Annotated in this window: 28 protein-coding genes; 19 read left to right on the forward strand and 9 right to left on the reverse strand. The window is 69.5% G+C overall.

The window, feature by feature from the left end; all coding sequences use genetic code 11:
• The 5 genes from LO931_RS10260 to LO931_RS10280 are packed head-to-tail and all read left to right on the forward strand — an operon-like array spanning window position 1 to window position 4,026.
• On the forward strand, window positions 1-822 hold the full coding sequence (locus LO931_RS10260; RefSeq protein WP_229053498.1) for an IclR family transcriptional regulator: 822 nt from the start codon (window positions 1-3) through the stop codon (window positions 820-822).
• A complete protein-coding gene (locus LO931_RS10265; protein WP_229053499.1) occupies window positions 819-1,589 on the forward strand; it encodes a dienelactone hydrolase family protein in 771 nt (256 codons plus the stop codon). Before LO931_RS10260 ends, LO931_RS10265 begins: the two co-directional genes overlap by 4 nt.
• Window positions 1,586-2,440: an alpha/beta fold hydrolase gene (locus LO931_RS10270; protein ID WP_229053500.1), complete on the forward strand. Its 855-nt coding sequence runs from the start codon at window positions 1,586-1,588 to the stop codon at window positions 2,438-2,440. The genes LO931_RS10265 and LO931_RS10270 overlap by 4 nt, the downstream gene beginning before the upstream one ends.
• Before the next feature lies 1 nt (window position 2,441).
• Window positions 2,442-3,311 carry an alpha/beta fold hydrolase gene (locus LO931_RS10275; protein ID WP_229053501.1) on the forward strand — a complete coding sequence of 290 codons (870 nt, stop codon included), beginning with the start codon at window positions 2,442-2,444 and terminating at the stop codon, window positions 3,309-3,311.
• Window positions 3,304-4,026, forward strand: coding sequence for a class II aldolase/adducin family protein (locus tag LO931_RS10280; protein ID WP_229053502.1), 723 nt, complete (start codon window positions 3,304-3,306; stop codon window positions 4,024-4,026). The genes LO931_RS10275 and LO931_RS10280 overlap by 8 nt, the downstream gene beginning before the upstream one ends.
• On the opposite strand, the gene LO931_RS10285 is transcribed toward LO931_RS10280, so the two are convergent.
• On the reverse strand, window positions 4,012-5,214 hold the full coding sequence (locus LO931_RS10285; protein ID WP_229053503.1) for an FAD-dependent monooxygenase: 1,203 nt from the start codon (window positions 5,212-5,214) through the stop codon (window positions 4,012-4,014). The two genes, LO931_RS10280 and LO931_RS10285, sit on opposite strands and share 15 nt — an antisense overlap.
• A gap of 112 nt (window positions 5,215-5,326) precedes the next feature.
• On the opposite strand from LO931_RS10285, the gene LO931_RS10290 reads away from it, so the two are divergent.
• A complete protein-coding gene (locus LO931_RS10290) occupies window positions 5,327-5,890 on the forward strand; it encodes a dihydrofolate reductase family protein (RefSeq protein ID WP_229053504.1) in 564 nt (187 codons plus the stop codon).
• A gap of 78 nt (window positions 5,891-5,968) precedes the next feature.
• Here LO931_RS10290 and LO931_RS10295 read toward each other — a convergent pair whose 3' ends face one another.
• Window positions 5,969-6,637: a thioredoxin domain-containing protein gene (locus tag LO931_RS10295; RefSeq protein WP_229053505.1), complete on the reverse strand. Its 669-nt coding sequence runs from the start codon at window positions 6,635-6,637 to the stop codon at window positions 5,969-5,971.
• 87 nt (window positions 6,638-6,724) lie between these two features.
• A complete protein-coding gene (locus LO931_RS10300; protein ID WP_229053506.1) occupies window positions 6,725-7,813 on the reverse strand; it encodes an NADH:flavin oxidoreductase/NADH oxidase in 1,089 nt (362 codons plus the stop codon).
• A gap of 128 nt (window positions 7,814-7,941) precedes the next feature.
• Between LO931_RS10300 and LO931_RS10305 the strand changes: the two genes are divergently transcribed.
• From LO931_RS10305 to LO931_RS10320, 4 genes are read left to right on the forward strand one after another with little or no spacing between them, the layout of a single operon-like run.
• A complete protein-coding gene (locus tag LO931_RS10305) occupies window positions 7,942-9,126 on the forward strand; it encodes a thiolase family protein (RefSeq protein WP_229053507.1) in 1,185 nt (394 codons plus the stop codon).
• Window positions 9,123-9,809 (forward strand): 3-oxoacid CoA-transferase subunit A, encoded by a 687-nt coding sequence (locus tag LO931_RS10310; protein ID WP_229053508.1) that lies wholly within the window; start codon window positions 9,123-9,125, stop codon window positions 9,807-9,809. Before LO931_RS10305 ends, LO931_RS10310 begins: the two co-directional genes overlap by 4 nt.
• Window positions 9,806-10,480, forward strand: coding sequence for a 3-oxoacid CoA-transferase subunit B (locus LO931_RS10315; RefSeq protein ID WP_229053509.1), 675 nt, complete (start codon window positions 9,806-9,808; stop codon window positions 10,478-10,480). Before LO931_RS10310 ends, LO931_RS10315 begins: the two co-directional genes overlap by 4 nt.
• A gap of 20 nt (window positions 10,481-10,500) precedes the next feature.
• Window positions 10,501-11,262: an IclR family transcriptional regulator C-terminal domain-containing protein gene (locus LO931_RS10320; protein ID WP_229053510.1), complete on the forward strand. Its 762-nt coding sequence runs from the start codon at window positions 10,501-10,503 to the stop codon at window positions 11,260-11,262.
• A gap of 306 nt (window positions 11,263-11,568) precedes the next feature.
• Here LO931_RS10320 and LO931_RS10325 read toward each other — a convergent pair whose 3' ends face one another.
• The 4 genes from LO931_RS10325 to LO931_RS10340 all read right to left on the reverse strand — a co-directional run bounded on the left by LO931_RS10325 (window position 11,569) and on the right by LO931_RS10340 (window position 15,277).
• Entirely contained in the window at window positions 11,569-12,255 is a 687-nt protein-coding gene (locus LO931_RS10325; protein WP_255657884.1) for a GAF and ANTAR domain-containing protein, read from the reverse strand.
• Between the two features lie 30 nt (window positions 12,256-12,285).
• A complete protein-coding gene (locus tag LO931_RS10330; protein ID WP_229053512.1) occupies window positions 12,286-13,185 on the reverse strand; it encodes an oxygenase MpaB family protein in 900 nt (299 codons plus the stop codon).
• Entirely contained in the window at window positions 13,182-15,011 is a 1,830-nt protein-coding gene (locus tag LO931_RS10335; protein WP_229053513.1) for a hypothetical protein, read from the reverse strand. Before LO931_RS10335 ends, LO931_RS10330 begins: the two co-directional genes overlap by 4 nt.
• A 95-nt stretch (window positions 15,012-15,106) precedes the next feature.
• A complete protein-coding gene (locus tag LO931_RS10340; protein WP_229053514.1) occupies window positions 15,107-15,277 on the reverse strand; it encodes a hypothetical protein in 171 nt (56 codons plus the stop codon).
• 79 nt (window positions 15,278-15,356) lie between these two features.
• On the opposite strand from LO931_RS10340, the gene LO931_RS10345 reads away from it, so the two are divergent.
• Window positions 15,357-15,980 carry a TetR/AcrR family transcriptional regulator gene (locus tag LO931_RS10345; RefSeq protein ID WP_229053515.1) on the forward strand — a complete coding sequence of 208 codons (624 nt, stop codon included), beginning with the start codon at window positions 15,357-15,359 and terminating at the stop codon, window positions 15,978-15,980.
• Between the two features lie 15 nt (window positions 15,981-15,995).
• Here the strand turns inward: LO931_RS10345 and LO931_RS10350 are convergent, their stop codons facing one another.
• Both LO931_RS10350 and LO931_RS10355 read right to left on the reverse strand, forming a co-directional pair.
• Window positions 15,996-16,775, reverse strand: coding sequence for an acyl-CoA thioesterase II (locus LO931_RS10350; RefSeq protein WP_229053516.1), 780 nt, complete (start codon window positions 16,773-16,775; stop codon window positions 15,996-15,998).
• The gene (locus LO931_RS10355; RefSeq protein WP_229053517.1) at window positions 16,772-18,130 is read right to left on the reverse strand and encodes an MFS transporter; all 1,359 of its coding nucleotides are present in this window, start codon (window positions 18,128-18,130) and stop codon (window positions 16,772-16,774) included. Before LO931_RS10355 ends, LO931_RS10350 begins: the two co-directional genes overlap by 4 nt.
• A 54-nt stretch (window positions 18,131-18,184) precedes the next feature.
• Here LO931_RS10355 and LO931_RS10360 point away from each other — a divergent pair, with 54 nt between their 5' ends.
• From LO931_RS10360 to LO931_RS17580, 8 genes are all read left to right on the forward strand, one after another.
• Window positions 18,185-18,670, forward strand: a complete 486-nt coding sequence (locus tag LO931_RS10360) for a helix-turn-helix domain-containing protein (RefSeq protein ID WP_229053518.1) — start codon at window positions 18,185-18,187, stop codon at window positions 18,668-18,670.
• 466 nt (window positions 18,671-19,136) lie between these two features.
• Entirely contained in the window at window positions 19,137-20,231 is a 1,095-nt protein-coding gene (locus LO931_RS10365; RefSeq protein ID WP_229053519.1) for an Ig-like domain-containing protein, read from the forward strand.
• Between the two features lie 218 nt (window positions 20,232-20,449).
• Window positions 20,450-21,511, forward strand: a complete 1,062-nt coding sequence (locus LO931_RS10370) for a hypothetical protein (RefSeq protein ID WP_229053520.1) — start codon at window positions 20,450-20,452, stop codon at window positions 21,509-21,511.
• A gap of 278 nt (window positions 21,512-21,789) precedes the next feature.
• A complete protein-coding gene (locus tag LO931_RS10375) occupies window positions 21,790-22,074 on the forward strand; it encodes a hypothetical protein (RefSeq protein ID WP_229053521.1) in 285 nt (94 codons plus the stop codon).
• A 304-nt stretch (window positions 22,075-22,378) separates the two neighbouring features.
• Entirely contained in the window at window positions 22,379-23,323 is a 945-nt protein-coding gene (locus LO931_RS10380; RefSeq protein WP_229053522.1) for a hypothetical protein, read from the forward strand.
• A 25-nt stretch (window positions 23,324-23,348) separates the two neighbouring features.
• On the forward strand, window positions 23,349-23,723 hold the full coding sequence (locus LO931_RS10385) for a helix-turn-helix domain-containing protein (protein ID WP_229053523.1): 375 nt from the start codon (window positions 23,349-23,351) through the stop codon (window positions 23,721-23,723).
• A 48-nt stretch (window positions 23,724-23,771) separates the two neighbouring features.
• Window positions 23,772-24,824 (forward strand): hypothetical protein, encoded by a 1,053-nt coding sequence (locus LO931_RS10390; protein WP_229053524.1) that lies wholly within the window; start codon window positions 23,772-23,774, stop codon window positions 24,822-24,824.
• Window positions 24,824-25,027: an AlpA family transcriptional regulator gene (locus tag LO931_RS17580; protein WP_304523506.1), complete on the forward strand. Its 204-nt coding sequence runs from the start codon at window positions 24,824-24,826 to the stop codon at window positions 25,025-25,027. The genes LO931_RS10390 and LO931_RS17580 overlap by 1 nt, the downstream gene beginning before the upstream one ends.
• Window positions 25,028-25,237 lie beyond the last annotated feature (210 nt).

Consider the following 25,237-nt stretch of genomic DNA (forward strand, 5'->3'; position numbering starts at 1 on the left):
ATGGTGCTGAAGTCGGCGGCACCGAGCCAGAGCTCGGTGCCGCCCGTCCAGTCGGTCGAACGCGCAGCGGACATCCTGCTCGCGTTCACCGCGGCCAACCCCGCCCTCATGCTCGGCGAGCTGGCCGACGCGGTGGCCCTTCCGCTCTCCAGCACCCACCGGATCGCGCGCACGCTCGTCGAGCGCGGGTTCCTGCGGCAGGACGAGAAGGGGGCGTACGCCCTCGGATCGCGCCTGCTCGAGCTGGGCGGCCTCGTGTCGAACACGAGCACGCTGAGCCGGCTGAGCGCCGGCGTGATCCGGACGGTGGCCGACCACACGGGGGAGGCGCTGCTGCTCGGTGAGGTCGACTGGATCGACAACACGGTGCTGATCACGCAGAAGCGGGAGTCGACCCACGAGCTGAACGTGACGTCGCCGGTCGGCAAGCGGTCCGGGCTCGGGTCCGGCTGCATCGGCAAGGCCGTGCTCTCCGGGCTCCCCGAGGAGGAGGTGGAGCTGCTGCTCCCGAACATCCACCTCGTGAAGCGCGCCAACCGCAGCATCACGGACTCCGACGAGCTGCGGCGACACGTCGACCGCGCCCGCAAGCGGGGGTGGGCGTCGGAGTCCGACGAGTACATCGCCGGTGTCTCGGGGATCGCCGTCCCCGTGGGACTGGGGGGACGACCCCTGGGGGCCGTCTCCATCATCCTGCCCACCGCCAGGGCGTCGGCCACGCGGCTGAACGAGCTCGGCAAGAACCTCAGTGGGCTGGTCCAACGAGCCATCAAGTCAGCGCAGGACGCGGAGTCGTCCGGCGCAGGAAGGAAGCTGCCATGACGGTCAACATCCAGCCGACGGGAGAGGGCGTGCGCGCGGGGTGGGTCCACTTCACCTCCGGCACGGACCTCGTGCGGGGCTTCCTCGCCGTCCCTGACCGGCCCGGCCAGTTCCCGGTCGTGATCACCGCTCACGAGAACCTCGGCGTGACCCCGCACCGTCAGGGCGTCACCCGCGCCCTTGCGAGCGAGGGATTCGTCAGCCTCACGGTCGACCTCTTCAGCCGCTTCGGGGGCATGCCGCCGCAGAACTTCTCGAGCGTCGACGAGCGTCGGTCGATGGCGTTCCTCGCCGCGCGGGACAGTCGCGCCGTGCCCGACCTCCAGGCCGGCCTGGACTTCGCCCGGTCGCTGCCCGAGGCGCTGCCCGACCGGGCCGCCGCGCTCGGGTTCTGCCTCGGCGGCGGGACCGTCCTGGTCTGGGGGAGCCAGACGCCGGACCTGGACGCGATCGTCTCGCTCTACGGCATCCCCGTGCTGCCTCCTGAGTACTCGCCGACCGGCGAGCCCGACTCACGGATCCCGCTGCTCGCGACGCTGAAGGCGCCCGTGCAGTTCCACTTCGGCGGCGCGGACGAGGCGATCCCGCAGGACCAGATCTCGTTGCTCGAGCAGGCGTGTCCCACGGCGGCGCAGGGAGCCGACTTCCACCGCTACGAGGGAGCCGGACACGCGTACCACGACGAGACCCACCCGAACCACCATCCCGACGCCGCTCGGCTGACGTGGGACCGCACGCTCGAGTTCCTGCGGACGCATCTCCGGTGAGCCTCCTCTGGGACGCCTTCCAGACCGCGGTCGTCCGGCGCATCAACGTCCGGGGCGTGCTGACGCGCACCGTGACGATGGGCGACCCGGCGTCGACCGCCAGGCCCGTCCTGATGCTGCACGGTCGGGGCGGGCACCTCGAGACGTTCGCCCGCAACCTGGGCGTGCTCGCCAAGCGGGGCCCGGTCGTCGCGATCGACCTCCTGGGCCACGGGCTGACGGAGCAGGCCGGGGTCGCCTACGACGTCGGCGAGCTCACCGACCACGTCGCCTCGGTGGCGGAGGACCTCGACGACGGCCGGGGGTTCGACCTGGTCGGTCAGTCCTTGGGCGGCTGGGCGGCACTTCACGCCGCGAGCCGGACGCCGGACGCGTTCGGCAAGATCGCGCTGATCGAGCCGGCCGGTCTCCAGCCCGAGGGCGACCGCATGGCCGACCCCCGCGTGAAGCAGGCGTTCGCCGAGGGAGGCAAGGCCTTCGACGACCCGAGCTCCGACAGCGTCCGACGCCGGTTCGCGCAGCTGCTGCACGACCCGTCGACGATCGACGACGAGATGGTCGAGCTGCGCCGTCGCCTCTACGCGATCCCCGGCGCCACCGACGTCCACCGCGCGGTCCGCAACGCCGACAACTCCCGCCATCTCGTCTCCACCGACCAGCTCACGTCGCTGGCGAGGCCGCTGTTGTTCATCCGCGGCCAGCACGGCCACATCCCGCCGGCGGTCTTCGAGCGCTGCCTCGACGCCGCACCCGGTTCGACCCTGGCCACCGTCGCCGACGCCAAGCAGTGGCCGCACTACGAGCAATCGTCCACCGTCAACCGCCACATCCTCACCTACCTGGAGAACTGACATGACCTTCTGGAGCAGCGCCCTCGGCGCCGAGATCCGCTACCACCAGGCCGGACCCTGGCGCACCCGCTCGCTGGAGGCCGGCACCTCGGGCGAGCACGTCATCATGATCGGCGGGCTGACCGGCCACGTCGAAGGATTCGTCCGCAACGTCGTCCCGCTCGCCGAGCTGGGACTGCAGGTCCACGCCATCGACGCCATCGGCCACGGCTTCAGCGACAAGCCGCTGGACGTGACCTATCACGCGCCGCTGTTCACCGAGCACCTCCTGGCCTTCATGGACGGTCTCGGCATCGAGAAGGCGCACATGGTCGGCCAGAGCCTCGGAGGCTGGACGGCGCTCCACACGGCCAGGACGAACCCCGACCGCCTGGGCAAGATCGTGTTCGCGACGGGCGCGGGCATCCTGCTGGACGACGAGGCGAGCCGGGCGCAGAGCGCCGAGGTGCACGCCCGCGTCGGCAGCGTCACCAAGAAGGCCGTGGACGCCCCGACGCTGGAGAGCGTCCGCACCCGGCTCGAGTGGCTCATGGCCGATCCCGCCTCGGTGACCGACGAGCTCGTGCAGGCCCGGCACCGGATCTACACGCTCCCGGACAGCCGCGAGGCGATGCCCAAGCTGGTGGCCGAGCAGCCGTCGGAGGAGAACCGGGCCTACCTGCTGACCGAGGACGACCTCGTGAAGATCGAGCACGAGGTGCTGGTGCTGTGGTCCGACAAGAACCCGACGACGCCGGCCGAGGTCGGTCGCCGAGCGAGCGAGCTGCTCCCGAACGGTCGGTTCGACCTGATCACCGACGCGGGCCACTGGCCCATGTTCGAGCAGCCGGAGCAGTTCAACGCGATCGTGGGCGAGTTCCTGCGTGACTGACGACGAGTGTCGGCGTGAGGTGTCCGTGGCCGGCCGGGTCCTGGCCGGCCACGGACACTCCGACCTCGTCTGGGGGCACGTCGCCCTGCGCGACCCCGCGGGCCAGGGGATCTGGATCAAGCGCTCCGGCATCGGGTTCGAGGAGGTGCAGCCGGAGGACGTGCAGCTCGTCGGCTGGGACGGTTCGCTGCTCGACGGCCACGGGTCGGTCCATCTCGAGCACCACATCCACACCGAGGTCATGCGGGCCCGGCCCGACGTGACGTGCTCGCTCCACACCCATCCCGAGGCGGCGGTCGTCTTCGCCTCGCTCGGGGTCCCTCTGGTCGCGATCGCCCACGAGGCCACGCTGTTCGCTCCGCCGGACGTCGCCAGGTTCACGGCGACGGGCGACCTGATCCGGGACGCCGAGCTCGGTCGGGCGGTCGCCACGTCCTTGGGGGCGCGCAACGCCCTGCTGCTCGTCAACCACGGCATCGTGGTGGTCGGGTCGTCCTGCGACGAGGCCGTGCTGGCGGCCGTGCTGCTGGAGAAGGCGTGCCGCATGCAGCTCGCGGCGATGTCCGCTGCTCCGGGCGCACGCCTGCTCGTCTCGTCCGAGGACGAGGCGCTCGCGAAGCGCGACCGGTGCTACTCGCCGACGCAGATGGAGCACGGTGCCGGCTACCTGCGGCGCATGCTCGACGGTGGTGGCGAGGCGTCAGGGGCGCGGTGAGAACGTCGGGAGCTCGCGGTCGGCGGTCGGGCCCGAGGTCAGCTTGCTCGCCACGGTCTGGACCGCGGGCAGCGCGGCGAGCCGGGTGCCCCACTTGAGGAGCTCGGCCCCGGCGCGGCTGGTGGGGGTGGCGATGCGGGGCACGCCGGGAGGAAGGTCCTGCGCGTCCTCGACGATCGGGCGCATCCAGTCCTCGTAGGCGGCGAAGGCGTCCGCGTGGTCCTCGTGCTGGGTCAGGTACGCGGCGAGCACGTAGGCACCCGTGATGGCGAGCGAGGTGCCGCCACCTCCGAGGGAGGTCACGCACCAGGCGGCGTCGCCCAGCAGGCACACCCGGCCGCGGTGCCACGTGGGCGCGATCACCTGGCGCGACCAGTCGACGTAGAGGTCGTCGGAGTCCGCGAGGGCGTCGAGGATCCGCGGGACCTGCCAGCCGAGGTCGGCGAACTCCCGGCGGAGGGCCTCCACGAGCTCGGCCCCGCGCAGGCGTTCCAGCACCGGCGTGTCCGTCCGGAAGTTCAGCATGGCCCGGGTGGTGCCCTCGTCGTCCGGGCGGAGCCCGGCCTGACGCGCCCCGGGGACGATGAGCCAGTTCCACCACTGGTCGTCGTCGGCGGTGCGGGGGATCGTCGCGTAGGAGATGTACATGCCGAGGGGCTTCTCGCGCGGCTCGTCGCCGAACACGAGGGCGCGGGTGTGGGAGCCGACGCCCTCCGCGACGACGAGCAGGTCGAACCGTTCCGTGGAGCCGTCCGAGAGGTCGACGGTGACGCCGTCCGCCTGGCCGTCGACGGCGACGACGCTCACGCCGAACTTCCACGTGACCTCGCTCGGGCAGGCGTCCACGAGGATCTGGGCCAGGGCGCCGCGGAGGATCTCGAGCTCGGCGGTCGGACCCTCGTGCCCGTCGCCGTCCTGGACGGCGAACTCCGAGACGACCGTGCCGTCCTCGCCGTAGAAGCGTGTGCCGATCTCGCCGGTGTTGCGGTCCTTCACCGCGTCCTCGAGGTCCATCAGGCGCAGCACGTCGCGCCCGCTCGCGCGGATGTCGATGTTCTGACCGCCGGGCCGCAGCTCGGGAGCCTGCTCCACGACCGTCACGTCGTAGCCGGCGCGCGCCAGCCAGAAGGCGGCTGCGGGTCCGGCGACGCTGGCGCCGGTGACCAGGACACGCTTCAGCTCCGTCATGCAGTGCTCCTCGAGCGTCACGGGGTCTCGACCAGGGCGGTGGCGCTCACGACGATACTGATCTGGGCGGGAACTGCAGATCTACAGAGCCCCCTCGCGGCACAATCGGCTCATGGGACTTCTGACCTTCAGCATCAACGTCACCCTCGACGGCTGCGTCGACCACGAGGAGGGCATCGCCGACGACGAGACGCACGCCCTCTTCACCCGGCTGATGGACGAGAGCGGCGCCATGCTGTGGGGGCGCACCACGTACGAGATGATGGAGGGCTACTGGCCGTCGGTCGCCCGGGGCGATGTCGACGCACCCCCGGCGCTGGTCGACTGGGCCGTCAAGCTGGAGGCCAAGCTGAAGTACGTCGTGTCATCGACACGGAGCGACTTCCCCTGGTCCGGTAGTCACCACCTCGACGGCGACCTCCGGACGGCGGTGCAGGACCTCAAGGACCGCACCCCTGGCGGGGTGCTCCTCGGCAGCGGCCTGCTCGCGACGGAGCTCGATCGCCTCGGCCTCGTCGACGAGTACCGGCTGCTGCTGCACCCCGTCGTCGCCGGCCACGGTCCGACGCTCTACCAGGGAGGGCTGCCCAGCAGTCGGCGCCTCGACCTCGTCTCGGCGCAGCCGCTCAGCAACGGTGCCGTGGCCCTCCACTACCGCCGGGCTGCTGCGGGCTGACTCGTAGGGCCTTCGACAGCTCGAGGCAGCGCAGGCGAGCGGAGGAGCGGTCGGACTCCTCGATGAGGGCGTGCAGCTTCAGCTCGCGGCCACGGCGGCGGCGAGGGCGTCGCTGAAGTCGCCGAAGGTGCGCGGCTGGAGGACATCACCGTCCAGGAACAGGCTCGGTGTGCCGCTGAGGCCGAGGGACTGGGCGTCCTGGAAGTCCGCCTCCACCCGGGCCGCGACGTCGTCGCTGGTGACGTCGCGGTCGTACTGGGCGAGGTCGAGCCCGAGCTCCTCCGCGTAGCTGCGGAACAGGGGCGACTGGTCGTCCTGGCTCTCACCCCAGATGGCCTGGTTCTCGAACAGCATCCGGTACATCGGTTCGAAGCTGCCCTGCCGTGCCGCCGCCTCCGCGGCGTGGGCGGCGTTGCGCGAGTTCAGGTGGCCGGGCAGGGGGAGGTAGCGGACGACGAACTCGACTTCGCCGGCGAAGTCCTCGCGCAGCTGCTCGATGGCGGGGTAGAGCGCGCCGCACGCCTCGCACTCGAAGTCGAGGAACTCGACGACGACCGGAGACCCGGCCGGTGCCTCCTGGAGCACGTGGCTGTCGTCGCGGACGATGCGCGGGTCCGTGCTGCCGGTGGACTCCTGGACCTCGGGCTGGTCGCGGACCTCCAGGGCCACGAACACTCCCAGCACGAGGAGACTCAGGGCCACGAGCGAGGTCGTGATGGTGGTGCGGCGGGCGGTGGATGACGTCATGGACTCTCCTCGGGCGTCGACACCTTCAACGGCGCGGTCGTCGGCGGAGTTCCCGAGCGTCGTCGCTGCCGACCTCCGGGCGCCTGGTCAGCCCTTGCGCCAGGCTCCGCGCTCGTACTGGGGCGCGTACGGGGCGTCGGCGGGGGCGATGCCGAGCTCGTGCGCGGCGCGCAGCGGCCAGGAGGGCTCCCGGATCGCGACACGGGCGAGCATGATCGCGTCGGCGGAGCCGTCGTCGAGCACGGCCTGCGCCTGCGCGGGCTCGGTGATGAGGCCGACCGCGGAGACGGGGAGGTCGGCGCCCTTGCGGATATCGGCAGCGAACGGCACCTGGTAGCCCGGCTCGACGGTGATCTGCTGGTGCGCGACGGCGCCGCCGGAGGAGACGTCGACGAGGTCGACACCGTGCTCCTTCAGGACCGCGGCGAGGCGGGTCGACTGCTCGACGTCCCAGCCGCCGTCGGCCCAGTCGGTGGCCGAGATGCGCACGAACAGGGGCTTGTCGTCGGGCCACACGGCGCGCACGGCGTCGACGACCTCGACGACGACGCGGGTGCGGTTCTCGAACGATCCGCCGTACTCGTCGGTGCGGTGGTTGGCGAGCGGCGAGACGAACTCGTGCAGCAGGTAGCCGTGGGCGGCGTGGACGTTGAGGACGTCGAAGCCGGCGCGGTCGGCGCGCACGGCGGCGTCGGCGAACGCCTGCACGAGGTCGGCGATCTGCGCGGTCGTCAGCTCGGTGGGCTCGTCGTATCCCTCGAACGCGGCGGCGGACGGCGCCTGGGTCTCCCAGCCGCCCTCGGCCTCCGGCACGGATCCGTCGCCGTCGGCGAACGGAGCGTACGTGCTGGCCTTGCGACCGGCGTGCGCGATCTGGATCGCGGCGAGTGCGCCCTGCGACTGGACGAAGCTCGCGACCCGCGCCCAGGCGTCGGCCTGATCGTCGTTCCAGATGCCGGCGTCCTCGGGGCTGATGCGCCCCTCGGGCACGACGGCGGCGGCCTCGGTCGTGACCAGCCCGAAGCCACCCGTCGCGTGTCGGCCGAGGTTGACCAGGTGCCAGTCGGTCGGCACGCCGTCCTGCTTCGGCACGGAGTACTGGCACATGGGGGAGAGCCAGATGCGGTTGCGGGCCGTGCGGCCGCGGAGGGTCAGGGGCTCGAAGAGGGAAGTCACGTCGGGGTCAACCGGCGGCGGGGCGGGACGATTCCGAGAGGAGGGCCTCGCAGGGTTGTCGGTTCGGTCACTCCCGCGTAGGCTGTTCGCATGATGAACGCTCGTTCGCATCACGAACACGAGGAACGATGACTGACGCCTACGTCTACGCCGCCGCCCGCACGCCCTTCGGCCGATTCAACGGCGCCCTCGCCGGGGTCCGCCCCGACGACCTGGCTGCGACCGCCTTGTCCGGTGTGCTCGCGAAGACCCCCGACCTCGATCCGGCGTCGATCGGTGACGTGGTGTGGGGCAACGCCAACGGCGCGGGCGAGGACAACCGCAACGTCGGCCGCATGGCCGTGCTGCTCGCCGGACTGCCGACGAGCGTGCCCGCGACGACGGTCAACCGTCTGTGCGGCTCCAGCCTCGACGCGGCCATGATGGCGTCGCGCACGGTCGAGTCCGGCGACGCCGACGTCGTGATCGCCGGTGGCGTGGAGTCGATGACCCGGGCGCCGTGGGTGCTGCCCAAGCCGTCGCGCGCGTTCCCGGCGGGCAACGTCGAGGCGGTCTCGACCACGCTGGGCTGGCGACTCGTGAACCAGCAGATGCCGAAGGAGTGGACGATCTCGCTGGGGGAGTGCAACGAGCAGCTCGCCGAGGAGCTCTCCATCTCGCGCGACCGTCAGGACGCGTTCGCGGCCCGCTCGCACGAGCTGTCGGCCGCGGCCTGGGACGCCGGGTTCTACGACGACCTCGTCGTCGCGGTGCCGGGGGTGGAGCTGGAGCGTGACGAGAGCATCCGCGTCGGCACGACCGCCGAGAAGCTGGCCGGCCTCAAGCCCGCGTTCCGGCCCGACGGCTCGATCACGGCCGGCAACGCGTCGCCGCTCAACGACGGCGCTTCAGCGCTGGTGATGGGCTCGGAGAAGGCCGGCGTCGGCGTCGACCCGTTGGCGCGCGTCGCGGGTCGCGGCGCCACGGCGCTGGACCCGCAGCGGTTCGGCTTCGCGCCGGTCGAGGCCGCGAACCAGGCCGTCGCCCGGGCCGGCATCTCGTGGTCCGACGTGGGTGCGGTCGAGCTCAACGAGGCCTTCGCCGTGCAGTCGCTGGCCTGCGTCGACGCCTGGAAGATCGACCCGGAGATCGTCAACGCCAAGGGTGGCGCCATCGCGATCGGCCACCCGCTGGGCGCCTCGGGCGCCCGCGTGCTCGGCACCCTGGCTCACCGGCTCCGCGAGAGCGGCGATCGCTGGGGCGTCGCCGCGATCTGCATCGGCGTCGGCCAGGGTCTGGCCGTGGTCCTCGAGAACTCGGGAGCCACTCGATGAGCCGCACCGCGTTCCACGACGACGCCGACGCCGCGGTCGCAGGCGTGCGTGACGGTGACACGGTGCTGGTCGGCGGCTTCGGCATGGCCGGCATGCCCGTGACGCTGATCGACGCGCTGATCCGCCACGGCGCCGCGGACCTGACGGTCGTCAGCAACAACGCCGGCAACGGCGACACCGGTCTCGCAGCCCTGCTCAAGGCCGGCCGCGTGCGCAAGGTCGTCTGCTCGTTCCCTCGCCAGAGCGACTCGTACGTCTTCGACGAGCTCTACCGCTCCGGCGCCCTGGAGCTCGAGGTCGTGCCCCAGGGCAACCTCGCCGAGCGCATGCGCGCCGCGGGAGCCGGCATCGGGGCGTTCTTCAGCCCGACCGGCGTCGGCACGCCCCTGGCCGAGGGCAAGGAGACCCGGACGATCGACGGCCGCGACTACGTGCTCGAGCTGCCCATCAAGGGCGACGTCGCCCTGATCGCCGCCCATCGCGCCGACCGGACGGGCAACCTCGTCTACCGCAAGACGGCCCGCAACTTCGGTCCGGTCATGGCGACCGCCGCGGCGAGCACGATCGTGGAGGTGCGGGCCGTCGTCGAGACCGGTGCCCTCGATCCCGAGAACGTCGTGACGCCCGGCATCTACGTCGACCACGTCCTCGACCTCGCCGCGATCCGGGAGGCCGTTGCATGACCACCACCAGCACGATCGAGCACACCGACCGGGAGCCGCTCTCGAAGCACGAGATCGCAGCGATCATCGCGCGTGACATCCCGAGCGGGTCGTACGTCAACCTCGGCATCGGGCAGCCCACGCTCGTGGCCGACCATCTCGACGCCGACAGCGGCGTCGTGCTGCACACCGAGAACGGCATGCTCGGCATGGGCCGCGCCGCCGAGGGCGACGAGATCGACCCCGACCTGACCAACGCCGGCAAGGTCCCGGTCGTCGAGACGCCCGGGTGCTCGTACTTCCACCACGCCGACTCGTTCGCGATGATGCGCGGCGGCCACCTCGACGTCTGCGTCCTCGGTGCCTTCCAGGTCTCCGAGCACGGCGATCTCGCCAACTGGCACACCGGCGCCCCCGACGCGATCCCCGCGGTGGGTGGCGCGATGGACCTCGCGATCGGCGCCAAGGACGTGCTCGTGATGATGACGCTGTTCGCGAAGGACGGCTCCTCCAAGCTCGTGCCGTCGTGCACCTACCCGCTCACCGGGGTGGGTTGCGTGAGCCGCGTCTACACCGATCTCGCGCTGTTCGAGGTCGGCCCCGACGGCGTCACGGTGCTCGAGACCTGGAGCCTCACGGTCGACGAGCTGGCCGAACGCCTCGACGTCCCGCTCCGCCGGGCCAAGGGCTGACGGTCACTATGCTCGAGCGCGTGGAGCGACCGGCGGCGAGCGACCAGTTCGTCCAGTCGCTCGCCCGCGGGCTCGACGTCATCCGCGCGTTCGACGCCGACCGTCCGCGCATGACCCTCAGCGAGGTCGCCTCCACCACGGGTCTGAGCCGGGCGGCGGCTCGCCGGTTCCTGCTGACGCTGGTCGAGCTCGGGTACGTGCGGTCGGACGGACGCGAGTTCGCGCTGACCCCGCAGGTGCTTCGTCTCGGCACGGCCTACCTCTCGGGTCTCGGCCTCCCCGAGATCGCCCAGCCGCACCTCCAGGTGCTCACCGCACGCGTGGGGGAGTCGTCGTCGGTCGCCGTGCTCGACGGTGCCGAGATCGTCTACGTGGCCCGTGCCGCCACCCGCAGCATCATGAGCGTGGGCATCACCGTCGGCACGCGGTTCCCGGCGCACGCGACCTCGATGGGCCGTGTGCTGCTCGCCGCGCTCCCGCCCGCCGAGCTCGACGTCTACTTCGCCGGGGCCGACCTCTCGGGCACGGCCGAGCGCCCCGCCGGCGACGAGGCTGCTGTCCGCGATGCGCTGCGCGTCGCGGCCGAGCAGGGCTGGGCCGCGACGGACCAGGAGCTGGCACCCGGCCTGCGCTCGGTCGCCGCACCGATCCGTCGCGGGTCCGAGGTCGTCGCCGCCGTCAACGTCTCCTCGACCACGGCGCACGACCCCGCCGCCGAGTACCTCGAGCACCTGCTCGCGGCCGCCGCGTCCATCACGTCGGACCTGGCGAGCACGACCTGAGCCCAGGGCCGTGGTGACGCAGTGCTCGACGCGCGGCAGGGCACGATCGGGCGGATGCTGTCCGGGTGAACATCAGTGCCCCAGAGTCGGTCGAGGTCAGGTATCGATACGCACGAGCCGGCGCCGCGATACTCGCCGTCGTCCTGCTCCTGGTCGCGTGGTGGGGGTACGGCTCCGGACCCTGGTGGGCGCTCGCGGTGGGCGTCAGTGGCCTCCCGGTCAGCATCGCGTGTGCGATCTACCTTCGACCCGCCAAGCCGCGCCGCCGTCGCGGGGCCGCACGGCGATCGTGACGGCGAGAAGGTCCTACTCGCCGAACGTGGCCTCGGGCCCGCTGACCACGATCGCGCGACAGATGTCGACCAGCTTGCGGTTCCGGTCCTGCGAGGCACGGGTGAGGATCGCGAAGGACTGGTCGGCGGTGACGCCGAAGCGCTGCATGAGCCGGCCCTGCGCCTGTCCGATGACGAGTCGGTTCGCCAGCGCGGCCTGAAGGTTCTCGGTGTTCTTGACGGAGGCGATCGCGGCGGAGACCTGCGAGGCGAACACGTACGCGGCGTCACGGTCGGTGGGTGAGAACCCGTCGACCTCCTCGGAGTAGAAGCTCATGGTCCCGTAGGTCCGCTCGCCGACGTAGAGCTGGATGCCGATCATGCTGCGGAGCTCGAGGTCGTAGGTCTTGGGTCCCCAGACGGGCCAGCGCTCGTCGTCGCTGAGGTCGGCGACGTAGATGATCTCGGAGTCGCCCAGGGCGTCGAGGATGGGTCCCTCGTTCAGCTCCCGCTGCATCTCCGCGCTGCGGCGGACGGCGTCGCTCGTGGTGGCGATGGTGACGAACGACTTCTTGTTCTCGACGACGGAGATCTCTGAGCACTCGCATCCCGCGATCAGCTGGGTCGCCGCCTCGACCGCGTACTGCATCGTCTCCTCCAACGTTCCGGCGCCGCTGAGGCCGCGAGGAACATCACCGAACCGATCCCGAAAGCTGTCCATGAGGCGGCACTTTAGAACACGATCTCGCGATCAGCGATGCGACCTGCTCCGGGTCGCGCCCTGGGTGGGGTGACGCTGGTATCCCACGTCCTCGGGCGGCCGCTCGCCGTAGCGGGCGGTACCGAAGTCCTGTGCCATCGAGCGCTCGGCCGGGACACGGCGAACGTCCACGGTGAGGGCGTAGAGGCGGAGGGCCACGCGGACGAGCGAGGTGACGACGATCGAGGGGGCGGGGAGCTCGTGCACCTCCCGCAGTCGGGGTGGGCAGAGGGCGGCGATGATCTGTCCGTCCCAGCGGCGCAGGGCTCGCGGGAGGCACCGTTCGCCGAAGCCGGTGACGAGCGCGGTCGCGATCTCCCGGCCGTCATGGGTGGTCGCGTACTCGGTCGCCTCGTAGTCGGCGGCCCAGGCCCGGAGGTCCTCGCGAGTGTCCGGGATGTCGGTCAGGTGCTGGTGCTCGGCCACGGAGCGCCAGAACTGCCAGTGGGCCTCGAGCTCTGACGGCGAGAAGAGGGTGATGCCCGCACGTGCGGTGATGGCTTCGGCGTCGAGCGCGAGGGTGGCCAAGGTGTAGAGGGAGTCGCTGTTGCGAAGTGGGAAGTGGGCGTGGATCCGGTTGAGGCGCTCGATCCACTCCCGTCCGGTCGGCGAGCCCGGGCCGTGGTCGAGGAGCTGGCCGAAGAACACGAGCGTGTCGTCGTTGCGCCGGATCGTCTCGACGACGATGTCGCCGGTGCCACGGCGATACAGGATCCGGGCCATTGTCGGCACCGCGACCTGCTTCATGAAGGCGACCGTGAACAGCGCGTACACCAGCGTCGGATGCCCGTGCAGGGTCACGAGGGAGAGTCGGGCGATCTCGTCGGCGTCGCGGTCGGGGTCGAGGGCAGCGATTCGGCGCCGGAGCCCTCGGCCGGAGAGGCGCGTCACGATGCCGGCTCCACCGTGAGCTCGGTCCGACCGCCGAGGTCGACGTCGAGCACGACCGTGCCCTGGTCGTCAGCGACGACCTCGGTCGGGGTGGCGCCGCGGACGAGGTAGCGGGCACCTGCGCGGAGCCGGTCGACCTGGACGCGGGTGCGCACCGGTCCGTCGCCGGGCAGCAGCACGCAGTCCAGCGCCCGGCCATCGGTCACGGCCTTGGCCACGAGCACGTCCGGGTAGGTGGCCTCGGCGAGCCGGGGGCCGGTCTGCCACGTCTCGGGCAGGCCGTGGCGGACGAGGTCGCGCACTCCGGCGTGACGTCCGAACCGGGCCATGAGCGCGTAGAGGTTTCCCTGCGTCGAGACACCGGTGTAGCGGGCAGCGCCGCCGGAGCGCTCGATCGACTCGTCCTGGTCGAGGTGGTGCAGGACGCTGGCGGCGACCTGCTCGTCGCCGATCTCGCGGGCAGCCATCGCCAGCAGGATCTGACCGAAGGTGGCCTTGCCGAACACGTACGACCCCGAGTCGCACCGGTTGGCCAGGCTGGGCGGAAGCGAGAAGCGGCCGTCGTCCTCCTGCAGGACGGTCTCGCGCATGAGCCACCACGAGCGGTGGGCGAGGTCCGGCATCGTCGGGTGCATCCAGTAGGTCGTGGGCAGCCACACGCCGTCGCCGGACCAGGGACTCCACGACAGTCCGAGGGTCTCCGACCGCACGCCGATGACCCGTCCGTCGGGACGGTGGAACTCCTCGAGGTAGGCGTGCCGGATCCGGTCCTGGAGCTCGTCGAAGTAGGTCGTGCCGCGCAGGCGGTCGTGCAGCGCCAGGGTGTTCACGCCGAAGGTGTTGCACACGGGGTAGATCCACCGCGGCTCGCAGGAGTACAGCGTGTACTCCGAGCGCTCCATGTTGCGCCGGATCGATGACGCGAGGGAGCCGAACTCGTAGGCGTACTCCTCCTGGTCGGACCAGCGGTACGTGAGGGAGCCGGGCCGGGAGAACCGGTCGTCGGAGAGCGTCTCGAACATGCCGACCGAGGCGCCCTGCCAGCCCGTGAGCATGATGTTGTCGTCGTTCTCGACCGGGTCGCGGCCGAGCGAGAACCGCCCCCAGGCGTTCTCCAGTGCCCAGTAGCCCCACACGCGACGGTCGCTCATCTTGGCGATGGAACGAGCGTGGGCCTCGGTCAGGTAGCCACCGAACGCCGGCGTGTAGTTGTACTGGAACGCCGACAGGGCGTAGCCGAGGATGCACAGCTGGTACCGCAGGGCCGCCTCGCGGAACTGGTCGCGACGGTCGAACCCGGCGAACTCGTCGAGCGGCTGGAGCGCGAGGTCGAGGGCGAACCTCAGTCGCGTCAGGTCGTCGGGCGAGGCTTCCCGGACGGGCAGGGTGGTCTGCGAGGGGATCGTCGCGACGGAGAACGACTGCGTGGCGAGGCGCTCGTTGAGCCGCCCGGCTCGGTGGAGTCGTCGGCAGTGCCGGACGGCGTGCCCGACGTACGAGGCGAGGACCAGTGCCGGGAGCGACGCCGCCACCAGCACGAGGCCCACGCCGCTCGCCTCGCCGTGACTGACGAACGACACGACGACCACGTCGAGCACCCACGCGGCCAGGGGAGCGGCGAACGCGCCGATCATCCACCACAGCAGGACGCAGACGGCGAAGCCGGCCAGCACCACGGCGGCGTGCAGGACGTGTCCGTGTGCCAGGTGTGCGCCGCCCGGGAGGTACAGGCTCGCGCCGATGTCGACCAGCGGTTGCCGGCCGGTGGCGACCATGCCGGTGGCGACGGTCCAGACGACGGCGTACAGGCCGAGCATCCGACCCATGGCGCGACGCGTGACGGGGGAGAGGGTCGGAGCGTGATCGTCCAGGGGTGGTGCCGATACCGGCTGAGTCTGCACACGGTCCAGGGAGGGTGCGGTCATCGCGCCGCCACCCGTCCGGTGTCGGTCGGCACGACGTCGTACCGCGCGGGCGGGGGCATGGTGCCCTCGGGCGGAGCGACGTCGCGGCCTCGGATCCAGGCCCACGGGCGACGGGTCACCTTGCCGAACGCGGCGAGAACGGCGATCGCGGCGATGCAGCACACCATGGGAGCTCCAATCAGGAACTGTGTCGTAGCAGTTCCTGATCAACTTGGCACGACCGGTTGGCGCTGTCAAGATGAGGCCATGCCCACCGATGGACCGGCCCGGATGTACGGGGGAGTCTCGGAGGAGGCGCGTCGCTCCGACCGCCGACAGAAGCTGCTGGAGGCCACGCTCGACACCGTGGGTGACCAGGGCGTCGTCGCCCTGACGGTCGGAGCCGTGAGCGTGCGCGCCGGAGTGGCGAAGCGCTACGTCTACGAGAGCTTCGACTCGCTCGACGGGCTGCTGTCCGCGGCTCTGCAGCAGGTTTTCGACCGGGTCGGGGAAGCCATCGCGTCAGTGGCGCTGAGGGCAGGCGCCACGCCGGAGGAGCTGGTCCGAGCGGCCGTGGGCGGCGCGATCGACGCGATGGACGATCCGCGGGTCGCGCGGCTGTATCTCGAGTCGGCCGGCAATGCTGCTCTGCTGGCCACCCGGGACCGGGCGGTCGAGGGCTTCGTCGACCAGCTCCTGCAGCAGCTCGCTGCCGGCGATCCGATCGTGCCAGCAGACCGGGTCACCGGTCACCTGCTGGTCTCGGGCTCGACCCACGTCGTCGCCCTGTGGCTGCAGGGCCGTCTCGACCTCACGCGCGACGAGCTGGTCGACCACATGGTCGCGGTCGGCGTCCAGGCCGCGGCCACGATCGGTGGTGGGCGGTCGTGACCGTCATCGCGCGTCTCACCTCACGGCGCGGAGCTGGGTCGAGGTCGCCAGGAGGGTGCCGTCGGCGGCCCAGATCCTGAGCTCCTCGCTGAGCCATCCGTCGTCGTCGGCCTCGACCGTCTCGGCGCTGACGAGCACCCACTCGAAGGCGGTGGTCGCGACGGCGGGGGTGAACCTGACCGTGATGCGGACCGACGGGACGAGATGCATCTCTGTGAGGATGGCGGCGTAGGACGGGGGAAGCGTGTCGGCCAGCAGGAGCAGGCGCTCGTACGGGTCGGGCACCGGCTCGGTGAGTCGGATCCAGGCGGACAGCCGAGGGTGTGGCGCGCCGGTGAACGGGAGCGCGGGTGTGGCCGGCCGGACCTGCATCCGGGTCGAGATCGGCACGAACTCCGCAGGAATGACGAACAGCTCCGCCTGGTCGAGGGGCACGATGTCTTCCGGGATTCCTGCTGTCACGCCCGGGGTCGAGCCGGCGCGAGGCGTGCTCAGCACGGACGTCGCCGTCGCGGTCACGGCGCCGCTCGAGGTGGCCGAGGTCGTCGCGACTGCCGTGCTGCGTCCGTCGAGCAGCAGATCGCCCGTGAGGTCCGGGACCGTGAGTGACGGACGCAGAAAGTGGACCGTGGTCTCGACCGGGACGCGTCCGGATCCGGCACGTCGGCGCGCCTCGCGCAGCAGGAGACCCGCCATCAAGCCACCGTGCAGGCCGCCGAATCCGTGGAAGGGGCCGAGGTCGGTCACCGTGCCCGCGAGCACGTCGGCGATGGACGGGTCGGTGCTGACGCTCATCGCGCGCTCCTGGTGGTCGTGGTCGCTGCCGCTGCCAGGGAGACCCCTGCCGTGACCCACCAGGCGGTCGCGAAGGCTGCGTCGTCGGGGGTCGGTCCGAGGACGGCCACCAGCACGGCGACGCCCAGGGCGATGCCGACCTGTCGCGCCGTCGACAGCACGGCCGAGCCGGTCGAGAACCGGTGGGCGGGCAGGTGCGCGGTGCCACGGGCCATCGAGGCGGGCACGACGAGTCCGACTCCCACCCCGGTCAGGATCATGCCCGGGAGGAGCGTCCCGGCGTACGACGTGTCGGCACCGACGAGTGCGGCCCACGACGCCACGCCGACAGCGAAGACGGTGGCCCCGGCGACGACCAGCAGGCGGACGTCGAGCGATCCCCCCAGCCGACCGGCGAGCACGGCGACGAACGGCACCAGCAGGGGCCCGGGCGCGATCGCCAGCCCTGCCTGGAGGGCCGAGAAGTCCCACACGCCCTGCATCCACAGCACGACCGACAGCAGCATCGCCCCGAAGGCGACGTGGAACACCAGGAGCGTCACGGTCGAGGAGACGAACGCTGGGGCGCGGAGCACCGCGAGGTCGACGATCGGATCCCTGCCACGCAGGGTCGAGTCCGCGACGAGGACCGCCCCGACGACGGAACCGATGGCGAAGGCGATCGTCGTGGTCGAGCCCCAGCCCCATTCCGGGCCGTTGACCAGCGCCGACACCGCGGCAGCCACCGTGGCCACGAGCAGCAGGGAGCCGCCGAGGCGCGGGGGCGGACCGGCGTGGCCGGGCACGTGGGGCAGGGTCCGCCATCCGACGACGATCGCGACCAGACCGACCGGCACGTTGACGAGGAAGACCCAGCGCCAGTCGATCGCCACGAGCACCCCGCCGATGACAGGACCGAGCGCGGCACCCACCCCGCCCAGCCCGGCCCAGAGTCGTACGGCGCTGCCGCGGCGCTCCAGGGGGGTGGTGGCCAGCAGAAGGCCCAGGGACGCCGGGATCATGACGGCGGCACCGACGGCCTGGAGGACGCGGGCGGCGATCAGCAGGCCGAGACCGGGGCTCGCGGCGCAGAGCGCGGAGGCGATCACGAAGACGGAAAGGCCGGTCAGGAAGGCGCGCTTGGCGCCGAGGCGGTCGCTGGCGCGTCCGGCGGGCACGAGCAGGGCGGCGAACGCGACGGTGTAGGCGTTGAGGATCCACGACAGCTCGGCGAGCGGCCCGATCCCCAGGTCGCGGGCGAGGTCCGGCATCGCGACGTTCACGATGAAGAGGTCGAATCCGGAGAGCAGGACGCCGACAGCGACGATCGGCATCACGAACCGATGGGTGCGGGTCGACTCGCTGAGTTGCGTCACGCAACGGACAGTAGGGCACGTGCGTTTCTTCACGCAACCCACTACTCTCGGGGGATGAGACGGACGAGCTTCTCGGACATGAACTGCTCCGTGGCGCAGAGCCTGGAGATCATGGGGGAGTGGTGGACCCCGCTCATCCTGCGTGACGCGCTGATGGGCATCACGCGGTTCGAGCAGTTCCAGACCCGTCTGGGCGTCGCCCGCAACGTCCTGGCCCAGCGACTCGACTCACTGGTCGAGCACGGGCTTATGGAGAGGGTGCCGTATCAGGAGCGCCCCGTGCGGCACGAATACCTGCTGACGCCGATGGGTCGTGAGCTGTGGCCGACGTTCCAGATGCTTCGACAGTGGGGCGACAAGTGGCTCGCGCCGGGTGGTGCCCCGGTCGAGACGGTGCACGACGCGTGCGGTCACGTGCTGCAGGCGCGGCTGGAGTGCACCCACTGCGACGAGCCGCTCCGAGGGCGCGACCAGACGCTCCGCCACGGGCCCGGCTGGGTGGTGGGCGACACGCCCTTGGTGCCGGAGTTGGCGGGCTAAGGCTCGCGCGCAACGGCAAGGAGGGCCCCGGCGATGCCGGGGCCCTCCTTCTCGAACCGTCAGTTCGATCCCTTCGCCAGGATCCGCAACGCCCCGACTTTGTCCCGGGGCGTTGTCGCGTTGCTGAACCAGACTTCGCCTCGCAGCCTCTCCCACCGATGACCCTCAAGACTCCTCGCGATGTTGCAGCCGATCGGCCGACGGTGCGCCTGTAAGAGGCTATGCTCCGGCTGTTCATAGGTAGTCACTGCTGGTGGGAGTTTTCGTGCGTGTTCTTCGTGTTGCTGTGGCAACGCTGGCGTCCTTGGGTTTCGTAGTGGCAGGGGCTGGTGCCGGGGCTGCCCCGCCGGTGACATCGTCACTGTTCGCCTACGGGCAGGCGCAGTGTGTCGGCGGGTACTACGACAGCGTTCCGGCTTTCGGGACACGGGCCAGTTTCGACCCCAGCCCTGACGGCGACAACGACGTGAACACCGGCGACGGGGTAGACCTGTCACTGGTCCTCACCGACGGCGAGATTCCGACGACAGTCAACCGCGTCGCCTTCAGCCTCGGAACGCAGAACACCACGGTCGAGGGCGGAGCCATTCCAGGGCACACAACGGGCGCGACGATCGCGTCGACCAACTTCGTCGTGCCGGCCAACGCCGACGGCACCGTGATCGAGGCCCGCGCTGACTCACGCTACTACGAGTACCTCGGCACCACCGCTACCTGCACGACGGCTCCGGGTGAGGGCATCGTCGGTCTCTACGTCAACGCAGCGCCGACGACGGTCGACGACACCGACGCGACGACCCGCGACGAGCCCATCACGATCGACGTCCTCGCCAACGACGACGCGACCTGGGACTCCGGTGTCATCGCGTCCGTCCGGCCGACGCCCGCCGAGCTGGCGACGCAGGACGACCTGACCGAGGTGCCCATCGCCAACCGCGGCACGGCAGTCGCCATCGCGACCGCCCCGACCAACGGTGACGCCGTGCTGGAGAACGATGGCACGGTGACCTACACGCCCGACACCGGCTTCGTGGGGACCGACTCGCTCGAGTACACGCTGACCGACAACGACGGAGCGACCTCGACCGCCAGCGTGTCGATCGACGTCGATCTCCCGGCAGCCGTGACGCTGCTCGTGACGGCCTCGGCGCCGTCGGTCGACCAGGGCGGCGCCGTCACCTTGACCGCCTCGACCCTCGATGCCGACGGCGAGCCGATCGAGAATGTCACTGACGACGTGGTCTTCACCTCGAACGTCGCAACCGACGTGGTCGTCGGCAACCAGGTCACGTTCCCGACAGCATCACCGCACACCATCACCGGGACCCACCCGGTCACGGGGCTGACCGGGTCCGTCGTCATCCAGGTCATTCCGCCTGCCGCTGGGCCTGGAGCGGCCGCACCGCCTGCTGGTCCTGCTGCTCAGGTCGACCGCGGCGGCTTGCTGCCGGGAACCGGTGGCCCGGGTCTGATCGGTCTCCTCGGTGGCGCGGCGCTGGTCATGGCCGGCGCGACAGCCTTCGTGGTCGGGCGCTCACGCAGGAACGCCCGCACCGCCTGACACCAAACCGAGAAGCGCACCCGCTGCTCCTCGGTGCACTGAACTCGACAGGGTGCCCCTCCGCTCCGCGGGGGATTGGCACCCTGTCGTCACGTTCGGAGCCAGCCGTATCGGCGTATGATTGACCCAGCAGGGCGCCCCTCCGTTCCACGGGGGATCGGCGCCCTGCGTTGCGTCGGACGTGTCCGGTCGACCCTGTCGCGTTCTACGCTCCGGTCATGGATGCGTTCCTCGGGTTCTTGTGCATCGCGGCGATCGTCGGGCTCATTTGGTTCATCGTGCGGCAGGTAAGGAGCGTGACGCCGGAAGAACTCGCCGCACACAAGGCGGCGAAGGCGAGCAGGAACGGCCAGCCTCCACCTCCTGCGCTTGTGACCCCGCCGCCACCGCCGAGCCCTCGCGCGTACTCCGCTGACGTCGTGGACCGACATGGCCCACCGCCACCACGGGGCGAGTTGTACGAGGCATGGTCCACGCGAACGCGGAACGTCGAGGTGGTGGGCGAATCCTATAGACGCGAGAACTTGGCTCGGCTCTTCCGCGGCCACCCGCTCCATGGTGATCGTGGCCTAGAGCTTGCCCATGGCGCCGTGCTCTCAGCGGATCCAAGCAACACGTATCACGGCCGTGCGGTCGCGATCTTCGTCAGCGGTCTGCACGTCGGCTACCTCTCCCGCGAAGATGCTGACCCCTACTTCCCGCACGTCTCCGCGCTCGGAGAGCTCGGTCTCAGTCTTGTGGTCGACTCCCGGCAGTGGGCTCGCATCGACCACACCGGGACCATCCGTGCCCGCGTATCGCTGCGCCTTCCTGACGCTAACGGGATCTTCCCTGACAACGACGTCCCGGCTGGCATTCATCTGCCGGTGGGAAGCGCAATCCAAGTCACCAAAGAGGACGAGCACATGGAGGCCATCACGCCATGGCTCGATCCTGCCGGCGGGGAGGTCTCTCTAGCGGCGACGCTGCATGCCATCACGGACATCCGGCCGCGCAGCGCCGTCGAAACTGTCCAGGTCAGGGTCGACGGTGAGGCGGTCGGCGTTCTGTCGAAGGTCTCCTCTGACAACCTGCTGCCCTTGGTGAAGCACGTTCACGCGTCCGGGAACGTGCCCGTCGGCCGAGCAACGCTTCGGGGCAACGCCCTCAAGGCAGACATCACCTTGCACGTCGCGAAGGCACAGGATGTCGACCCCGCCTGGGTCACCAGCGTCGGACCCGTGGTGCAGCCGCAGCCGAACCTCGAGCACCGACCAGTACGACCGGAGCCGGAGTGGTGACGCGGAACATGTCTCCGCGCTAAGTCCTACGACAGCACCTGGGCCGCGATCGATGACGTGATCGCGGCCCAGGTGCCGATCGTTGCGGACTATTCGCGGACTGCGGGTGATCCTGCGTGAGGAAAACGCCGCAATCTCAGTCCCTACGACTCAGATGTCGTAGTAGAGGAGTGTCGCGAGATGAATCGTTTCCTGACCTGCAGTGATGTGGCGAGCATCTACTCGCTGGCGCACCGTCGGCGCACGAGAGGCGGCGGCGACGATGGGTTGGGGGGCATGTGAGCGCCACACTTGAACACCCCGAGGCCTGCTTGATCTGCTTCCGGCGTGTAGCAAGGTTCTGGGGCGCTGCCGCGGTCTACGTCGCTGGCGACGAATCCTTCACGGATGTTTCGATTCTTGGCTTTTGCCGCGAGCACCGTCTGGCCTCGCTGGAGAAGTGGCGTGCGATCACATCTGAAAAGGCCGATGAGGTTCGGTTCCTCGATCCTGCCGTTGAATTACGGCCGTTTGAGATTCAGAGCTTCATCGATCGAGTCGAGCGGCTGATGCTCGACGTGTGAGTGCGCGGGATGGGGTGGGGCGTCTCGGGTGCGCAGAGGCTCCGCGCGCCGCGTTCTTTGCGGCGTGTGGAGGGGCGCGGCCTGCCCCAGCCCGCGCACGGTCAGCGCCTCGTCCTGCGGGTGCGTTCCTGTAACACAGCACCCGCAAACTGCGTGCCTGTGTGAACCGAATATCGCGCCGGGCTCCTATCTATGCCGATCTCAAACTCCTCGCGCGTCCTCGCGCGGGCGTAGGCTTCGCTGGAGACTTTCGGCGACGACAGCGATCGGTGGACTGGTGACGGATTCAGATGATCACGGTCGGATGACCATCAGGTGGCGGACGATCGCTATCGGCAGCCTGTTGTTCAACTTGGCGGCCATCGCGGTTGTGAGCACGGTCGCAGTTACGAACAACGCGGGAGCACTAAACACAGTCGCATTGTCGTTGGCTGTGATTGCTTTCGTGTGCCAGTTGATCGTTTACACCGTCCAAACTTGGCAAGGTAGTGAGCAGCTTCGGCGCGCCGAGGACCTCTATTCGGCGACGGCGGGGCTCATCAGTGATGCACGTGTGCGCATCGAGGACACGCACACGATGGTGCAGTCGCAGCATCAGGAGATGCTCCGACTCTCCCGTGAGAAGGACTCGATTGAGGCCCTGAAGAATCACGATGTTGATCCCGGAGAGCTGGAAGGCGGTGACTCCGAGTCCGACTTGCAGGAGCCGGCCCCAATCACCGCACCGCTTCCGGTCGCTGAATCGACTCCGTCGGTCTCGCTCGGTGCCCCGAAGCCCGACCTGGCCTCCGACGAGGCATTCCGCGTTACCCGCGTAAGGAGATTCCCGCCTGCGGCCTGGCCGAAGGGTGACGAAGATATGTCCTTGGCGCTCCGGAAGCTGGAAGAAGTGCCCGATGGGTCTTACTTCAACTTCTGTATCGCGGTTGTGGACTACGTCAGGTCAAGAATCGCCGGATCTGCTCCGGGCTTGAGCCATAACATGGCTGATCAACCCCTGATTGACTCAGGTCTCCTTGAAGAGTTGCCATCCCAGTCTGCTGATGACTATGGCGCCCGCCAAGTTGTCCTCTCGGAGATTGGTCGCTCTGCTGGTTCCCTACTGCTAGCCCCCTGGCCGCCTCCGGCTAGCTACGGGATCGAAGCGTCAGCGGTGGTGGCGTTGCGAACCAAGATCCCGGACAACCTGAAGCCGACCTTCTCAGCGATCAGCCGCGACCTCACACCTGGCAGACCTTCAGTGTCTTGACTGCAACGATCGGTACGGTGGGTCGGTGAGCGACTTCAGATCCGACCGGATGCCTTCTGCCGAAGGCCGGGGCATAGCCCGGCAGGCGTGGGAGGCATACGAGCGTCAGGCTCACAAGATTCTCGATCCTGGCGTTCGTGTCTTGTTCGGAAGCTACGCGGCGAACAAGGTCGCGGACTTGATCGGATTCGCAGTCGTTTGGCAGCTCGAGGGTGGGTTCGAAGGTCTCGAGAAGCTGGGCATGAGTCGAGCCTCGATCTACCGCAAGATCGCGGCCTGCCGGAAGTATCTTAAGATGCACCCCGATGAGTTCGACTTTCCTGGCCTCACGATCGACTTCGCGGCGTACCGGGAGCATGTGGAGTCAACGAGAGCGAAAGCGACGCCCGACGACGACTGAAGTCGCATAATGTAGACAAGGTGCGATCGGATCTCTAGAGTCTCACATATGAGACTCGATGCGTTCGTGGAGTTGGCGTCTGGAGTGGACGCCTTCTACCTCACGGGTGCGTGCGTTCTGCCGATCCCGTTCCTCGAGGACCTCGCGGCTGCTCGGGCTGACGCGGGCGAGTCGGGGCAAGCAACAGACATTCATCTTGGCGACGCGAGGTTCGCCGTAAGCGGGCGCGGTATTCAGAAGTACGCGTTCGCACTTGAGCACAGCAACGGCATTCTTGCCTGCACCCCCAGTCAGTCGCTGCCGCCCGTCTACGTTCAGCCTCGCGCTAGCTTCATCCATGCCGTGGGGATAGAGGCGGCCACGGCATGGTTCACGGAGTTGGTTGAAGGTATCGCCGGTACCGTCCGTTGGAACGTCAGCCGAGTCGATCTGTTCATGGACTCGCAGGGCTGGGATCTGGACGCCGAGGATCGGGACCAGTTTGTGTGCCGGGCACGCGACCGCCAGGTGTACGAGCGCGACGCTGAGATGACCGGCCTCGCGTTCGGATCGGGCAAGTCGGTGATGGCTCGCATCTACGACAAGACCGAGGAGTCCCGAAAAAAGGGCACAGATTGGTGGCCAACGGTTTGGGGCGAGTCGTTCGTGCCAACTGAACGGGTCTTGCGAGTCGAGTTTCAGGTACGGCGTCAGGTCATCAGGCAAGTCGGTCTGAGCGCTCCCGATGATGTACTGCGGGAGCTGCCGAGACTCTGGGCGTACTTGACCGACGAGTGGCTCACTTTTCGCTCGGTCTCGTCGGACGCCACCAGGTCGAGATGGCCTCTGTCGCCGGAGTGGACGCACATTCAACAGGCCGAGCTTCGTGGATCGGCAATCGGGCTCGAGCGCGTGTACGAGCAGGCCCGCGCAGGATCGATCCGGCAGCTGCTTCCCGCTCTGCAGGGCTACCTGACCTCGGCCGGGGCGCTTCTCGGAGCCGGCTCGCTCGAGGACACGATGTCCAGGGTCCGTAGGCTCCTGGCGCTGGAGGAAGATCGCACCGGCATCGCGTTCGGGGATCGTCTTTCTCGCAAGGCGCTTGAGTTGGGGCTGGCGTGATGAGCAGCCCTTCGCTGCCCGACCGGCTCTGGACTCTTGAGGAGACGGCGACGTTCCTCTCCATACCTGTGTCGACGCTCTACAAGCTCAACCACAAGCGAACCGTTCCGGCGTTCTTCCGCGTGGGTAGGCGCTGCCGGTACGACCCGCGAGACGTGGCTGCATGGCTTCGGCGGCACACGTTCCTTCCGGACATGGCGTAGGGGGGAGCGGTGGCATCGATCTCTGACCGTTGGCACATCACGGACCGGGCAACCGGTCGGAAGACTCGGTCCGCTCGGTACGGAACTGGGAAGCGCTGGCAAGTCCGGTACCGGGATCCTGCCGGCCAATCGCGGAATCGCTCGTTCGATCGCAAGTCCGATGCGGAACGATTCCAGGTCGAACTCGCCGGTCGCCTGCTTCAAGGCTCG

Source organism: Aeromicrobium sp. Leaf350 (genome assembly GCF_916858655.1).
Taxonomy (GTDB): Bacteria; Actinomycetota; Actinomycetes; order Propionibacteriales; family Nocardioidaceae; genus Aeromicrobium.

Bases quoted from the DNA above. Each gene is read 5' to 3' on its own strand.
- LO931_RS10345 (WP_229053515.1), top strand. From the start codon at position 15,357: ATGCCCACCGATGGACCGGCCCGGATGTACGGGGGAGTCTCGGAGGAG.
- LO931_RS10290 (WP_229053504.1), top strand. From the start codon at position 5,327: ATGGGACTTCTGACCTTCAGCATCAACGTCACCCTCGACGGCTGCGTC.
- LO931_RS10305 (WP_229053507.1), top strand. From the start codon at position 7,942: ATGACTGACGCCTACGTCTACGCCGCCGCCCGCACGCCCTTCGGCCGA.
- LO931_RS10295 (WP_229053505.1), bottom strand. From the start codon at position 6,637: ATGACGTCATCCACCGCCCGCCGCACCACCATCACGACCTCGCTCGTG.
- LO931_RS10390 (WP_229053524.1), top strand. From the start codon at position 23,772: ATGAGACTCGATGCGTTCGTGGAGTTGGCGTCTGGAGTGGACGCCTTC.
- LO931_RS10325 (WP_255657884.1), bottom strand. From the start codon at position 12,255: ATGGACAGCTTTCGGGATCGGTTCGGTGATGTTCCTCGCGGCCTCAGC.
- LO931_RS17580 (WP_304523506.1), top strand. From the start codon at position 24,824: ATGAGCAGCCCTTCGCTGCCCGACCGGCTCTGGACTCTTGAGGAGACG.
- LO931_RS10360 (WP_229053518.1), top strand. From the start codon at position 18,185: ATGAGACGGACGAGCTTCTCGGACATGAACTGCTCCGTGGCGCAGAGC.
- LO931_RS10340 (WP_229053514.1), bottom strand. From the start codon at position 15,277: ATGGTGTGCTGCATCGCCGCGATCGCCGTTCTCGCCGCGTTCGGCAAG.
- LO931_RS10350 (WP_229053516.1), bottom strand. From the start codon at position 16,775: ATGAGCGTCAGCACCGACCCGTCCATCGCCGACGTGCTCGCGGGCACG.
- LO931_RS10315 (WP_229053509.1), top strand. From the start codon at position 9,806: ATGACCACCACCAGCACGATCGAGCACACCGACCGGGAGCCGCTCTCG.
- LO931_RS10370 (WP_229053520.1), top strand. From the start codon at position 20,450: ATGGATGCGTTCCTCGGGTTCTTGTGCATCGCGGCGATCGTCGGGCTC.
- LO931_RS10310 (WP_229053508.1), top strand. From the start codon at position 9,123: ATGAGCCGCACCGCGTTCCACGACGACGCCGACGCCGCGGTCGCAGGC.
- LO931_RS10285 (WP_229053503.1), bottom strand. From the start codon at position 5,214: ATGACGGAGCTGAAGCGTGTCCTGGTCACCGGCGCCAGCGTCGCCGGA.
- LO931_RS10380 (WP_229053522.1), top strand. From the start codon at position 22,379: ATGACCATCAGGTGGCGGACGATCGCTATCGGCAGCCTGTTGTTCAAC.
- LO931_RS10260 (WP_229053498.1), top strand. From the start codon at position 1: ATGGTGCTGAAGTCGGCGGCACCGAGCCAGAGCTCGGTGCCGCCCGTC.
- LO931_RS10275 (WP_229053501.1), top strand. From the start codon at position 2,442: ATGACCTTCTGGAGCAGCGCCCTCGGCGCCGAGATCCGCTACCACCAG.
- LO931_RS10335 (WP_229053513.1), bottom strand. From the start codon at position 15,011: ATGGGTCGGATGCTCGGCCTGTACGCCGTCGTCTGGACCGTCGCCACC.
- LO931_RS10265 (WP_229053499.1), top strand. From the start codon at position 819: ATGACGGTCAACATCCAGCCGACGGGAGAGGGCGTGCGCGCGGGGTGG.